This is a genomic window from Pseudomonas sp. B21-056, assembly GCF_026016325.1.
GTDB lineage: Bacteria > Pseudomonadota > Gammaproteobacteria > Pseudomonadales > Pseudomonadaceae > Aquipseudomonas.
Map to the genome: position 1 here is coordinate 2,098,484 of NZ_CP087203.1, position 13,562 is coordinate 2,112,045.

At 58.4% G+C, this 13,562-nt stretch carries 14 protein-coding genes and 1 tRNA gene; 9 read left to right on the forward strand and 6 right to left on the reverse strand.

All coding sequences use genetic code 11. From position 1 onward, the window contains the following. Positions 1-29 precede the first annotated feature (29 nt). The 9 genes from thrS (at position 30) to LOY67_RS09420 (ending at position 7,495) form a co-directional block, all read left to right on the forward strand. Entirely contained in the window at positions 30-1,952 is a 1,923-nt protein-coding gene (gene thrS / locus LOY67_RS09380) for a threonine--tRNA ligase (protein WP_047700668.1), read from the forward strand. Further along, positions 1,952-2,503: a translation initiation factor IF-3 gene (gene infC / locus LOY67_RS09385; protein ID WP_169432615.1), complete on the forward strand. Its 552-nt coding sequence runs from the start codon at positions 1,952-1,954 to the stop codon at positions 2,501-2,503. The genes thrS and infC overlap by 1 nt, the downstream gene beginning before the upstream one ends. A 60-nt stretch (positions 2,504-2,563) precedes the next feature. Continuing rightward, on the forward strand, positions 2,564-2,758 hold the full coding sequence (rpmI, locus tag LOY67_RS09390) for a 50S ribosomal protein L35 (RefSeq protein ID WP_002553160.1): 195 nt from the start codon (positions 2,564-2,566) through the stop codon (positions 2,756-2,758). A gap of 30 nt (positions 2,759-2,788) precedes the next feature. Then, a complete protein-coding gene (gene rplT / locus LOY67_RS09395; RefSeq protein ID WP_024779372.1) occupies positions 2,789-3,145 on the forward strand; it encodes a 50S ribosomal protein L20 in 357 nt (118 codons plus the stop codon). A 109-nt stretch (positions 3,146-3,254) separates the two neighbouring features. Further along, the gene (pheS, locus tag LOY67_RS09400; protein WP_265066906.1) at positions 3,255-4,271 is read left to right on the forward strand and encodes a phenylalanine--tRNA ligase subunit alpha; all 1,017 of its coding nucleotides are present in this window, start codon (positions 3,255-3,257) and stop codon (positions 4,269-4,271) included. A gap of 35 nt (positions 4,272-4,306) precedes the next feature. Next, the gene (gene pheT, locus LOY67_RS09405) at positions 4,307-6,685 is read left to right on the forward strand and encodes a phenylalanine--tRNA ligase subunit beta (protein ID WP_265066907.1); all 2,379 of its coding nucleotides are present in this window, start codon (positions 4,307-4,309) and stop codon (positions 6,683-6,685) included. A 3-nt stretch (positions 6,686-6,688) separates the two neighbouring features. Then, the gene (gene ihfA, locus LOY67_RS09410) at positions 6,689-6,991 is read left to right on the forward strand and encodes an integration host factor subunit alpha (protein WP_002553164.1); all 303 of its coding nucleotides are present in this window, start codon (positions 6,689-6,691) and stop codon (positions 6,989-6,991) included. Then, the gene (locus LOY67_RS09415; RefSeq protein WP_003179985.1) at positions 6,972-7,328 is read left to right on the forward strand and encodes a MerR family transcriptional regulator; all 357 of its coding nucleotides are present in this window, start codon (positions 6,972-6,974) and stop codon (positions 7,326-7,328) included. The genes ihfA and LOY67_RS09415 overlap by 20 nt, the downstream gene beginning before the upstream one ends. A 90-nt stretch (positions 7,329-7,418) precedes the next feature. Further along, positions 7,419-7,495: transfer RNA gene (locus LOY67_RS09420), tRNA-Pro, on the forward strand. A 170-nt stretch (positions 7,496-7,665) separates the two neighbouring features. Here the strand turns inward: LOY67_RS09420 and LOY67_RS09425 are convergent. The 6 genes from LOY67_RS09425 to LOY67_RS09450 all read right to left on the reverse strand — a co-directional run bounded on the left by LOY67_RS09425 (position 7,666) and on the right by LOY67_RS09450 (position 13,507). Next, positions 7,666-8,580, reverse strand: a complete 915-nt coding sequence (locus LOY67_RS09425; RefSeq protein WP_265067731.1) for a transporter substrate-binding domain-containing protein — start codon at positions 8,578-8,580, stop codon at positions 7,666-7,668. 95 nt (positions 8,581-8,675) lie between these two features. Then, complete coding sequence (locus tag LOY67_RS09430) at positions 8,676-10,067, reverse strand: aldehyde dehydrogenase family protein (RefSeq protein ID WP_265066908.1); 1,392 nt, start codon at positions 10,065-10,067, stop codon at positions 8,676-8,678. Positions 10,068-10,127: 60 nt separating this feature from the next. After that, the gene (locus tag LOY67_RS09435) at positions 10,128-10,943 is read right to left on the reverse strand and encodes an HpcH/HpaI aldolase/citrate lyase family protein (RefSeq protein ID WP_265066909.1); all 816 of its coding nucleotides are present in this window, start codon (positions 10,941-10,943) and stop codon (positions 10,128-10,130) included. After that, positions 10,940-11,785, reverse strand: a complete 846-nt coding sequence (locus LOY67_RS09440; protein ID WP_265066910.1) for a MaoC family dehydratase N-terminal domain-containing protein — start codon at positions 11,783-11,785, stop codon at positions 10,940-10,942. Before LOY67_RS09440 ends, LOY67_RS09435 begins: the two co-directional genes overlap by 4 nt. A gap of 25 nt (positions 11,786-11,810) precedes the next feature. Continuing rightward, positions 11,811-12,755, reverse strand: a complete 945-nt coding sequence (locus tag LOY67_RS09445; RefSeq protein WP_265066911.1) for an electron transfer flavoprotein subunit alpha/FixB family protein — start codon at positions 12,753-12,755, stop codon at positions 11,811-11,813. A gap of 2 nt (positions 12,756-12,757) precedes the next feature. Next, the gene (locus LOY67_RS09450) at positions 12,758-13,507 is read right to left on the reverse strand and encodes an electron transfer flavoprotein subunit beta/FixA family protein (protein WP_265066912.1); all 750 of its coding nucleotides are present in this window, start codon (positions 13,505-13,507) and stop codon (positions 12,758-12,760) included. Positions 13,508-13,562 lie beyond the last annotated feature (55 nt).

Consider the following 13,562-nt stretch of genomic DNA (forward strand, 5'->3'; position numbering starts at 1 on the left):
TAGGGGTCACCACTAGGAGAGGAGGCGCCATGCCAACTATTACTCTTCCCGACGGCAGTCAACGTTCATTCGATCATCCGGTATCCGTAGCCGAGGTCGCCGCATCCATCGGTGCAGGCCTGGCCAAGGCCACCCTGGCCGGCAAGGTCAACGGCAAACTGGTGGATGCCAGTGATGTCATCGACAGCGACGCCACGCTGCAAATCATCACGCCCAAGGATGAAGAGGGACTGGAGATCATTCGCCACTCCTGCGCGCACCTGGTCGGCCATGCGGTCAAGCAGTTGTACCCGAGCGCGAAGATGGTCATCGGGCCGGTCATCGATGAAGGCTTCTATTACGACATCGCCTTCGAGCGTCCTTTTACCCCGGACGACATGGCTGCGATCGAACAGCGCATGCAGCAGCTGATCGAGAAGGACTACGACGTCATCAAGAAAGTCACCCCGCGCGCCGAAGTCATCGAAGTCTTCAAGGCCCGTGGCGAAGACTACAAGCTGCGTCTGGTGGAAGACATGCCGGACGAGCAGGCCATGGGCCTGTACTACCACGAAGAATACGTCGACATGTGCCGCGGTCCGCACGTGCCGAATACCCGTTTCCTGAAGTCCTTCAAGCTGACCAAGCTGTCCGGCGCCTACTGGCGTGGCGACGCGAAGAACGAGCAGTTGCAGCGTGTCTATGGCACTGCCTGGGCGGACAAGAAGCAACTGGCGGCCTACATCCAGCGCATCGAGGAAGCCGAGAAGCGCGATCACCGCAAGATCGGCAAGCGCCTGGGCCTGTTCCATACCCAGGAAGAATCCCCGGGCATGGTGTTCTGGCACCCGAACGGCTGGACGATGTACCAGGTGCTCGAGCAGTACATGCGTCAGGTCCAGCGTGAAAACGGCTACCTGGAGATCAAGACGCCGCAAGTGGTGGACCGCAGCCTGTGGGAAAAATCCGGGCACTGGGCCAACTACGCCGACAACATGTTCACCACCCAGTCGGAAAACCGCGACTACGCCATCAAGCCGATGAACTGCCCTTGCCACGTGCAGGTGTTCAACCAGGGCCTGAAAAGCTACCGCGAGCTGCCGATGCGCCTGGCCGAGTTCGGTGCCTGCCACCGCAACGAGCCGTCGGGTGCGCTGCATGGCATCATGCGCGTGCGTGCGTTTACCCAGGACGATGCGCACATCTTCTGCACCGAAGAGCAGATGCAGGCTGAATCCGCCGCGTTCATCAAGCTGACCATGGACGTCTACCGTGACTTCGGCTTCACCGAAGTCGAGATGAAGTTGTCCACTCGTCCGGAAAAACGCGTCGGCTCCGATGAGCTATGGGATCGCGCCGAAGCCGCTCTGGCCGCTGCGCTCGACAGCGCGGGCCTTGCGTACGACCTGCAGCCGGGCGAGGGGGCTTTCTACGGTCCGAAGATCGAATTCTCGCTGAAAGATTGTCTGGGTCGTGTCTGGCAATGTGGTACCTTGCAGCTCGATTTCAACCTGCCGATCCGTCTGGGCGCCGAATACGTGTCCGAAGACAACAGTCGCAAGCACCCGGTCATGCTTCACCGCGCGATCCTCGGTTCCTTCGAGCGTTTCGTCGGGATTCTGATCGAACATTACGAGGGCGCGTTCCCTGCGTGGCTGGCGCCGACCCAGGCAGTGATCATGAATATCACTGATAAACAGGCAGATTTTGCCGCCGAGGTCGAAAAAACCCTCAACCAAAGCGGATTTCGTGCCAAGTCTGACTTGAGAAATGAAAAGATCGGCTTTAAAATCCGCGAGCATACTTTGCTCAAGGTTCCCTATCTCTTGGTTATTGGAGATCGGGAGGTCGAGATGCAGACTGTCGCTGTGCGTACTCGTGAAGGTGCTGACCTGGGCTCGATGCCCGTCGCCGAATTCGCCGAGTTCCTCGCGCAAGCGGTTTCCCGGCGTGGTCGCCCAGATTCGGAGTAATTATTATTAAGCGTGAAATGAGACAAGATAAACGAGCTGCACCGAAGGCCCCGATCAACGAGAATATCTCGGCACGCGAGGTTCGGTTAATTGGCGCTGACGGCGAGCAGATTGGCATCGTCTCGATTGATGAAGCGCTTCGTATTGCTGAAGAAGCCAAGCTTGATCTGGTGGAAATTTCCGCAGACGCAGTCCCACCGGTTTGCCGGGTGATGGACTACGGCAAGTCGATCTTCGAGAAGAAGAAGCAGATTGCCGCGGCGAAGAAAAACCAGAAGCAGATTCAGGTAAAAGAAATCAAGTTTCGTCCAGGGACGGAGGAAGGGGATTACCAGGTAAAACTGCGCAACCTGGTACGTTTCCTGAGTGACGGGGACAGGGCCAAGGTATCCTTGCGATTCCGCGGCCGTGAGATGGCCCACCAGGAGCTGGGGATGGAACTCCTCAAGCGGGTTGAACAAGACCTGCTCGAGTACGGTTCGGTCGAACAGCATCCTAAGATGGAAGGACGCCAGCTGATCATGGTCATCGCCCCGAAAAAGAAGAAGTAATCACCAGGGCACGGCAGGCCTTGCGATTATGTTTATCAACTGAATGCGGAGTATCCGAACATGCCAAAGATGAAAACCAAAAGTGGTGCTGCCAAGCGGTTTCTGAAAACTGCCAACGGCATCAAGCACAAGCACGCTTTCAAGAGCCACATCCTGACCAAAATGTCGACCAAGCGTAAGCGTCAACTGCGCGGTAGCAGCTTGCTGCATCCGTCTGACGTGGCAAAAGTCGAGCGCATGCTGCGCCTTCGTTAATTTTTGGATCAAGAATAGAGGAAGTAACTCATGGCTCGTGTAAAGCGTGGCGTCATTGCCCGTAAGCGTCACAAGAAAATTATGAAACTTGCTAAAGGCTACTACGGTGCGCGTTCCCGCGTATTCCGTGTTGCCAAGCAAGCCGTAATCAAGGCAGGCCAATACGCCTACCGTGACCGTCGTCAGAAAAAACGTCAGTTCCGCGCTCTGTGGATCGCTCGTATCAATGCTGGTGCTCGTACCAACGGCCTGTCTTACAGCCGTTTGATCGCTGGCCTGAAAAAGGCGTCCATCGAGATCGACCGTAAGGTTCTGGCCGATCTGGCAGTGAACGAAAAAGCGGCGTTTGCTGCGATTGTCGAGAAAGCTAAAGCCACCTTGGCTTAAGTACCCCCGGCAGTCACCTGGGCCCACCTCTGTGGGCCCAGGTGTTAAACGTCATGAATAGGGGAAGAGCCTTAAAGCTCTTCCCCTATTTCGTATCTGGAGTCTGTACATGGAAAACCTGGATGCGCTGGTCTCTCAAGCACTAGAGGCTGTGCAAAGCGCTGAAGATATCAATGCCCTGGAGCAAATCCGGGTTCACTACCTTGGCAAGAAGGGCGAGTTGACTCAGGTGATGAAGACCCTGGGGAACCTGCCTGCCGAAGAGCGTCCGCAAGTCGGTGCGCTGATCAACGTTGCCAAGGAGCGTGTCACAGAGGTCCTCAATGCGCGCAAGGCGTTGTTCGAGGAGGCGGATCTGGCCGCCAAGCTCGCCGCCGAGTCTATCGACGTGACCCTGCCTGGCCGTGGCCAGACCTCCGGAGGCCTGCACCCGGTTACCCGGACCCTGGAACGTATCGAGCAATTCTTCACCCACATCGGCTACGGCATAGCCGAAGGTCCTGAGGTCGAAGACGACTACCACAACTTCGAAGCGCTCAACATCCCAGGCCATCACCCGGCCCGGTCGATGCACGACACCTTCTATTTCAACGCGAACATGCTGTTGCGCACCCATACCTCGCCGGTACAGGTCCGCACCATGGAATCGAAAAAGCCGCCGATCCGCATCGTCTGCCCAGGCCGTGTGTACCGTAGCGACTCGGATATCACCCACTCGCCGATGTTCCACCAGGTCGAAGGCCTGCTGGTCGATCGCGACATCAATTTCGCCGACCTCAAAGGCACCATCGAAGAATTCCTGCGGGTGTTCTTCGAAAAAGAGCTGGCGGTGCGTTTCCGCCCTTCGTACTTCCCGTTCACCGAGCCGTCGGCTGAAGTCGACATGGAATGCGTGATGTGCAGCGGCAAGGGCTGCCGGGTCTGCAAGCAGACCGGCTGGCTGGAAGTCATGGGCTGCGGCATGGTTCATCCGAACGTGCTGCGTATGTCCGGGATCGATCCGGAAGAGTTTTCGGGCTTTGCCTTCGGCATGGGCGTCGAGCGTCTGGCCATGCTGCGTTACGGTGTGAATGACTTGCGCCTGTTCTTCGACAACGACTTGCGGTTCCTTGCGCAATTTCGCTAGGTCGCAGCCCGTAACGAATCTATTAGGAGAGCAGGATGAAATTCAGTGAACAGTGGCTGCGCGGCTGGGTAAGCCCGCAGGTAAGCCGGGACGAGCTGGTTGCTCGCCTGTCGATGGCCGGTCTCGAGGTCGATAGCGTGACGCCGGCCGCCGGCGAATTCAACGGCGTGGTGGTGGGCGAGGTGCTGAGCACCGAGCAGCATCCCGACGCTGACAAGCTGCGGGTGTGCCAGGTCAGCAATGGCGCGGAAACCTTCCAGGTCGTGTGCGGCGCGCCGAACGTGCGTCCTGGCCTGAAGATTCCGTTCGCCATGATCGGTGCCGAGCTGCCGGGCGACTTCAAGATCAAGAAGGCCAAGCTGCGTGGTGTCGAGTCCAACGGCATGCTGTGCTCCCAGGCCGAACTGCAGATCGGCGAAGGCAACGATGGCCTGATGGAGCTTCCGGCCGATGCGCCGGTGGGCCAGGACATTCGTGAGTACCTGGGCCTGGACGATGCCAGCATCGAGGTCGACCTGACGCCTAACCGTGGCGACTGCCTGTCCCTGGCCGGTCTGGCCCGCGAAGTGGGCGCCTTGTACGACGCTGCGGTGGTTCGCCCGACGGTCGCGCCGGTCCCGGCAGTGCATGATGAAGTGCGTTCGGTCGAGGTCCTGGCACCGGCAGCGTGCCCGCGTTACCTGGGCCGGGTGATCCGTAACGTCGACCTGTCGAAGCCGACGCCGTTGTGGATGGTCGAGCGCCTGCGTCGCGCCGACGTGCGCAGCATCGACGCCGCCGTCGACATCACCAACTACGTGATGCTGGAGCTGGGTCAACCCCTGCATGCGTTCGATCTCGCCGAAATCAATGGCGGCATCCGCGTGCGCATGGCCGAGGAAGGCGAGAAGCTGGTCCTGCTCGACGGCCAGGAAGTCACCCTGCGCAGCGATACCCTGGTGATCGCCGACCATTCCCGCGCCCTGGCCATTGCCGGCGTGATGGGCGGCGAGCACAGCGGTGTTTCCGCGTCGACTCGCGATGTATTCCTGGAAAGCGCGTTCTTCGATCAGATCGCCGTGGCCGGCAAGGCCCGCTCCTATGGCCTGCACACCGATGCCTCGCATCGCTACGAGCGTGGCGTGGACTGGCAACTGGCCCGTGAAGCCATGGAGCGCGCCACCGGCTTGCTGCTGGAGATCACCGGCGGCGAAGCCGGCCCGATCATCGAAACCGTCAGCGAACAGCACCTGCCCAAGATCGCACCGGTCACTTTGCGTGCCCAACGCATCTCCCAGATGCTGGGCATGGACATGGATGCCCCCGAAGTCGAGCGTCTGCTCAGTGCCCTGGGCCTGAACATCAGCGCCGACGGAGCAGGGCAGTGGCGCGTCGAAGTGCCAAGCCATCGCTTCGACATCAGCCTGGAAGTCGACCTGATCGAAGAACTGGCCCGCCTGTACGGCTACAACCGCCTTCCGGTTCGCTACCCGCAAGCTCGCCTGGCTCCACAAGCCAAGGCTGAAGCCCGTAGCGACCTGCCGGAACTGCGCCGCCTGCTGGTGGCCCGTGGGTACCAGGAAGCGATCACCTACAGCTTCATCGATCCACGCCAGTTCGAACTGTTCAACCCGGGCGTCGAGCCGCTGTTGCTGGCCAATCCGATCTCCAACGACATGGCGGCCATGCGCTCGTCCCTGTGGCCGGGCCTGGTCAAGTCGCTGCAGCACAACCTGAACCGCCAGCAGGACCGCGTGCGTCTGTTCGAGAGCGGCCTGCGCTTCGTCGGCCAACTGGACGGCTTGAAGCAAGAGCCGATGCTGGCCGGTGTCGTCTGCGGCAGCCGTCTGCCGGAAGGTTGGGCGCAGGGTCGCGATGTCGTCGACTTCTTCGACGTCAAGGCTGACGTGGAAGCGGTACTTGGCTTCGCCGGTGCGCTCGACGCGTTCACCTTCGTGCCGGGCAAGCATCCAGCCTTGCACCCGGGGCAGACCGCGCGCATCGAGCGAGACGGGCGCGAAGTGGGTTATGTCGGCGCCATTCACCCGGAACTGTCGAAAGCCCTGGGCCTCGATCGTCCGGTGTTCGTCTTCGAGTTGGTCCTGGCCGAAGTGGCACTGGGGAAAATGCCGAAATTCCACGAGTTATCGCGCTTTCCTGAAGTGCGCCGTGACCTGGCACTGCTGGCTGACCGCGACGTTGCCTCCAGCGCTGTGCTGGACGTAATCCGTGAAAATGCAGGCGAATGGCTTACGGACCTCAGGCTATTTGACGTGTATCAGGGTAAAGGCATTGATCCGCATAGAAAAAGCCTGGCAGTCGGCTTGACCTGGCAGCATCCATCGCGCACTCTTAATGACGATGAGGTGAATACCGCAACGCAGAACATCCTCACCTCGCTCGAAAACAGGTTGAACGCCACGTTAAGGAAGTGACGTATGGGGGCTCTGACGAAAGCTGAGATGGCGGAACGTCTGTATGAGGAGCTGGGCCTGAATAAACGGGAGGCCAAAGAACTGGTCGAACTGTTTTTCGAAGAAATCAGGCACGCTCTCGAAGACAACGAGCAGGTCAAATTGTCCGGTTTCGGCAATTTCGACCTTCGGGACAAACGCCAGCGGCCTGGCCGCAATCCGAAAACGGGAGAAGAAATCCCGATCACGGCTCGCCGTGTGGTCACCTTTCGTCCAGGGCAGAAGTTGAAGGCCCGAGTTGAGGCTTATGCTGGAACCAAGTCATAACGACGAACTACCCGTCATCCCGGGCAAACGCTACTTCACCATTGGTGAAGTCAGCGAGCTGTGTGCGGTAAAACCACACGTGCTGCGTTATTGGGAGCAGGAGTTTCCTCAGCTCAACCCGGTCAAGCGCCGCGGAAACCGCCGGTACTATCAACGCCAGGACGTGTTGATGATCCGGCAGATCCGCGCGCTGCTGTACGATCAGGGCTTCACCATCGGCGGCGCGCGCCTGCGCCTCTCCGGTGACGAGGCCAAAGACGACACAACCCAGTACAAACAGATGATCCGCCAGATGATCGCCGAGCTTGAAGATGTGCTGGTGGTGCTCAAGAAATAAATTTCTGCTTTTAAATACTTCCAGTTTTCAAAAGCTTGCGATATATTCCTGAGCGTTCCGCTGAGAAGCGGAACAAGATTCACGCCTAGTCGGGGCGTAGCGCAGTCCGGTAGCGCACTAGCATGGGGTGCTAGGGGTCGAGTGTTCGAATCACTCCGTCCCGACCATATAATTCAAGGGGTTGCGAGATTTTATCTCGCGACCCCTTTTTATTTTTAGGCGTTTTTACCCCTACAAAAGCTCTGGCTCTTGGTGGAATCTTCAGCTGATACAAAGGTCATGGCGCGAGAAGAGTGCCTCGCTGTGTCCTGGTCGCTCGAGCAGAAGGGGACGACCGTTAAAGAGCCTTTTCCGGCGCCGGTTGGTCGTTGGGGTGGGCGATGATTGTTTTGAGTTCTACGCTCATGGGGAATTTGAGATTCAAGCCTTTGGGAGGGATGGGCTGAGTAAACCATTTATCGTAGATGGCGTTGATTTCGCCCGAGACGAAAAGTGACTTGATCGAGTCATCCACGACTTTTTTGAGATCCGGATCACCCCGACGCATTGTGCAACCATAGATTTCGTTGGATTGCGGGGTACCGGTCACCACCCAATCTTCCGGTTTCTTTGCCTTGGCCATCTCGCCCGCCAGCAATGCGTCGTCCTGCATAAACGCAATGGCGCGGCCGGACTCGAGCATTTGGTAAGACTCACCAATGTCTTTGGCAGAGATTACGTTCATGTTCATCTTTTTCTCGGCATTCATGACCTTGAGCATCCGCTCGGCAGTGCTGCCAGCAGTGGTCACCACGCTCTTGCCATTGAGATGGTCAAAGTCTTTGTAGGTCGAATCCTTTCGGACCAACAGTCGAGTGCTGGCTTCGAAGATGCCGACTGAAAATTCGACTTGCTGCGCCCTCTCTGCGGTATTGGTTGTAGAACCGCACTCCAGATCGACAGTACCGTTTTGCACAAGCGGGATGCGCGTTTGTGACGTCACCAGGTTGTACCGTACGTTCAGCTCGGGCATCTCAAGTTCCTGCTTGATAGCGTCGACAATTTTCAATTGGATGTCATGGGAGTAGCCAACTGGTTTGCCGGAAGCGTCGGCGATGTAGGAGAACGGAATTGAAGAGTCTCGGTGCCCCAGGGTTATGGTCCCCGAGTTCTTGATTTTTTTAAGTGTACCGGTAAATTCGGCAGCCATCGCTGGCATGAAGGTTAACGCCGCAGTCAGAGTAACGCCCAGCATTGCAGGGAAGACTCGCATCAAAAGCTCCTCATAAGGGTGGGGCGAGTCTTTTTCTGACTCGCCCATCTTTGGCTCAGCGGACGTTTTCGCTGGGCCTGGCGACTTGCTTGTTGTTAGTGACGGTCCAGCCAGACGGTCTGTGCATTACAGAATTCGCGCACACCGAAATGCGACAGCTCACGGCCAAACCCGCTTTTCTTTACACCGCCGAAGGTGACGCGTGGGTCGGTTGCGCAATAGCCATTGATGAACACGCCTCCGGTTTCCAGTTCGCCGGCCAGCTTCTGGGCCAGTTGGACATTGCGTGTGTAGATGGTCGAGGCGAGCCCGAATTCACTGTCATTGGCCAGTTCCAGGGCATGTGCGGCGTCCCGCGCAGTGATGATCGATGCCACGGGTCCAAACAATTCTTGTTTGAACGAGGTCATCTGGTCGGTGACATCACCGAACACCGTAGGCTCGTAGAAGTTTCCAGGCCCTTCAGCCTTTCTGCCGCCCAACAACAAGGTCGCGCCTTCTTCCAGGGTATCCTGGACCTGACGATCTAGTTCATCGCGCAGATCAAAGCGGGCCATGGGTCCGATGTAAGTGTCTGTGGCCAGTGGATCGCCAATGACCAACTTGCAGGTGGACTCGACAAACTTGCGGGTAAACTCCTCGACAACGCCTTGCTCGACAATCAGGCGTTTGGCAGCCGCGCAGACTTGTCCGGTGTTTTGATAGCGGCCAATCACAGCGGCTTTGACGGCTTCGTCTAGGTCGGCGTCGTTGAGCACAATGAATGGATCTGAGCCACCCAGTTCCAACACGCACTTCTTCAAGGCTGCACCCGCCTGCGCGCCAATAGCCATGCCAGCTCGAACACTGCCAGTGAGCGTCACTGCGGCGATGCGAGGATCTGCTATCGCAGTGGAGACACCGTCGGGCGTGACATTGATGACTTCGAACACACCTTCAGCAAAGCCGGCGTGCTTGAACGCGTCTTGCAGCAAATAGGCGCATCCCATCACGTTCGGCGCATGTTTGAGGACGTAGGTATTGCCGGCAATCAACGCCGGAACGGCGCCGCGCAGCACCTGCCAGACGGGAAAGTTCCACGGCATCACGGCGAGAATCGGGCCCAGTGGACGATATTCAATTCGTGCCTTTGCGCCCTCAACCTGTGTGGGTTCGGCGGTCAGCATGGCGGGGCCGTGTTCGGCGTACCACTCGCAGAGCTGCGCGCACTTTTCAATTTCACCGCGCGCCTGCGTGGTGGGTTTGCCCATCTCTTGAGTGATCATCTTCGCCATCGCTTCTGCGTTGTCGCGTAATGCCCTGGCCAGAGCGATCAGCGCCTGCGCACGTTTTTCGACGGAGTGGCTACGCCAGATGGAAAACCCGGTAATAGCTCGTGACAGTGAAGCCTCCAGTTCAGGTGTGGAATCGAAGAGGTAGTGGCCGATCTGCTCACCATTGGCGGGGTTGATCGAAATGGCATGGGTAAGGCTGGAAACGTTAGTCATGGCACCGTCCTGCGAGGTGGGAATGATTGCTCGGCTTCGTAGCAAACTGCCGCCGCTGAATCAGGTTGCGCGCGCCAGAATGGAGCGCGCGCGACCAATGACCGGTGCGTCGACCATTTGCCCATCCAGCACGAAGACGCCTTCACCTGAGCTGGCGGCTTCGATAATGCGTTGCGCCCAGCGCAATTCCTCAGGGCTTGGTTCTAACGCCTGATGGATGATTGCCACCTGGCTCGGATGGATACATAACGCGCCACCAAACCCCATGTCGCGGGCAAACTGAACGGTGCTATGCAGGCCGACGGTGTCCTGTATGGAAGGAAACACGCCATCCAGCGCCGGAGCGAGGCCGGCCACACGAGTCGCGAGCAGTACTGCGTATCGAGCGTGACTCAGGATCTCTTCGGCGGCATGGCTACCGGTGGTCAAGTTCAGGTCTAAGCCCAGATCGAGGCTTCCGAACGACAAGCGCTCAATACCCTGGGCCTGGGCAATCGCTTGGAGTTCGGCCAGGCCCTTGGCGCTTTCGATGATGGGCCAGATCGGCTTTTGGGTATTGGCAGCCGTGAGGACGTGCTCCGCGCTTTCTGCTTTGGGCAGCAAAACTCCGATCACGCCGGCGTGTCGTCGACAAAGCTCCAGATCTGCTACGTGGGCCCAGTGATCCGGGGCATTCACTCGCACCAGAATCGGGGCGTCCGGATTGTCACTCAAGAAGCGCTCCAGGTTATCCCTGGCCTGTTCCTTGAGGTTTTCCTGCACGGCATCTTCCAGATCAACAATGACCCGGTCCGCACCGGTGGTGATGGCTTTGGGTATGCGCTCTGGACGAGTGGCCGGCACAAACAGGGCGGAGCGAACAATGGACGTATTCATGGTGTTTCTCCTGCGCTGAACTCGACTTCGCCGATCTGCGCTGCACCGTCCTGATTGCCTGCCCAGAGCTGTGCCTTGCCGCTATCTATCAGCCGTCCGCCGACTTCGAAAGGGTGAGGCGAAATCAAAGGCCGGACGCCACGGAAGGTGAAGCGCTTCAAGCGCACGTTCGGGTGCGCTTTGGTAAAGGCACGCAGATTCAGGGTGGCGATCAAAGGACCATGCACCACCAATCCCGGGTAACCTTCGGTCTCTGTGACGTATGGCCAGTCATAGTGAATTCGATGGCCATTGAAGGTGACGGCGGAGTAGCGGAACAGCAGGGTCGCTGAGGGCTCGACCCGTGCCTGCCATTGGCTTTCAGGGAGTGCTTTGGTGTCGCTCAGTTTGGGAGGAGTGGGTTCACGGTAAACAATGTCCTGTTCATCTTGCAGGGCGCGTTGGCCGTCCTGGAAAAACTCATGGCGTACCGTGACGAACAGTAAGGAACCCGTGCGACCGTGCTTCTCCTCGACGTTGAGAATGGTCGATACACAGGTTACTTCAGCCTCCACCTTTAACGGCTGGTAAAACTCAATTCTGCTTCCAGCCCACATACGATTGCGGTTATGGGCCGGCGGCAAAAAGCCCCCAAGCGCTGGATGGCCATCTGGTCCCAGTTCGCTGGCGCCCACCGGCTCCTGAAAAAATGCCCAGTGCCACAGGGGCGGCAGCGGCTCACCAGGTTGTGGTGCCGACTCGCCCAATGTCGCGGCAATGCGTCTGACCAGAGTGAAACTGATCCGGTCCTGGCTTTCCTGACGTCGTCCAATCCAGGCGGAAAAATCGGAACTGCTGCTCATATTATTTGCTCCAACCGGTCAGTGATCAGGCCAGGGCGGCCATTTCTGGAATTGCTTCAAAAAGATCCGCCACCAGGCCGTAATCGGCCACCTGGAAGATCGGCGCTTCTTCATCCTTGTTGATCGCAACGATCACTTTGGAGTCCTTCATGCCGGCCAGGTGCTGGATCGCGCCGGAAATACCGACGGCGATGTACAGCTGTGGCGCGACGATCTTGCCGGTCTGACCGACTTGCATGTCGTTGGGTACGAACCCTGCGTCGACCGCGGCGCGGGAAGCACCGACGGCAGCGCCCAGCTTGTCGGCCAGGGCGTACAGGTGTTTGAAGTTGTCGCCGTTCTGCATGCCGCGACCGCCGGAAACGACGATTTTGGCAGCGGTCAGTTCCGGGCGATCGGACTTGGCCAGTTCTTCGCCAACGAAACTCGAAGTGCCGGCGTTGTGCGCAGCAGCGACGGCTTCAACGGCAGCCGAACCGCCTTCAGCGGCAACCGGGTCGAAACCGGTGGCACGCACGGTGATCACTTTCACTGCAGCGTTCGACTGAACGGTAGCGATGGCGTTACCGGCATAGATCGGGCGCTTGAAGGTGTCAGCGCTTTCTACCGAGATGATCTCGGAGATCTGGTCAACGTCCAGCTGGGCAGCAACGCGCGGCAGGATGTTTTTGCCGTTGGAAGTCGCGGCAGCCAGGATGTGGCTGTAGCCCGCAGCCCCTGCTTCTTGGGCAAGAGCTGCAACCAGCGGCGCGACGTTTTCCGGCAGTTGGTGAGCGTAGGCGGCGTTGTCGGCCACCAGCACTTTCGCCACGCCAGCGATTTTCGCAGCGGCCTCAGCCACCGCGCCAACGTTCTGGCCAGCGACCAGGACGTGGATGTCGCCAGCGATTTTCGCAGCGGCAGCCACGGTGTTCATGGTGGCCGGGGCCAGCGCCTTGTTATCGTGTTCGGCGATTACGAGGATAGTCATGATCAGATCACCTTCGCTTCGTTTTTCAGTTTCTCGACCAGTTCAGCCACCGACTTGACCTTGATGCCCGCGCTGCGTGCAGCCGGCGCTTCGACTTTCAGGGTCTTGTTGGTGGAGGCGGTGGAAACGCCCAAAGCGTCAGGCGTCAGCACTTCAAGCGGCTTCTTCTTGGCTTTCATGATGTTTGGCAGGGACGCGTAGCGCGGCTCGTTCAAACGCAGGTCGGTGGTGACGATAGCTGGCAGTTTCAGGGAAACGGTCTGCGCGCCGCCGTCGATTTCACGAGTCACGGCAACGCTGTTGCCAGACACTTCGACTTTCGAAGCGAAGGTGCCCTGACCGTAGCCGCTCAATGCAGCGAGCATCTGGCCAGTCTGGTTGTTGTCGCTGTCGATCGCTTGTTTGCCCAGGATCACCAACTGAGGCTGTTCCTTGTCGACAACAGCTTTCAACAGTTTGGCAACGGCCAGAGAAGTCAGCTCTTCAGCGGATTCGACGAGGATGGCGCGATCGGCACCCAGCGCCAGCGCAGTGCGCAGTTGCTCCTGGGCGGTGGTCGGGCCGATGGAGACGACGACGATTTCAGTCGCCACGCCTTTTTCTTTCAGGCGTACGGCTTCTTCCACGGCGATTTCGCAGAAAGGGTTCATCGACATCTTGACGTTGGCGAGGTCGACGCCGGAATTGTCCGCCTTGACGCGAACCTTGACGTTGTAGTCGACCACACGTTTCACAGCTACCAGGATTTTCATTGGGCAGTGTTCTCTCGAAAAACTTTGATCGTTGCAGGCAGGTTTTTTGTTTTCA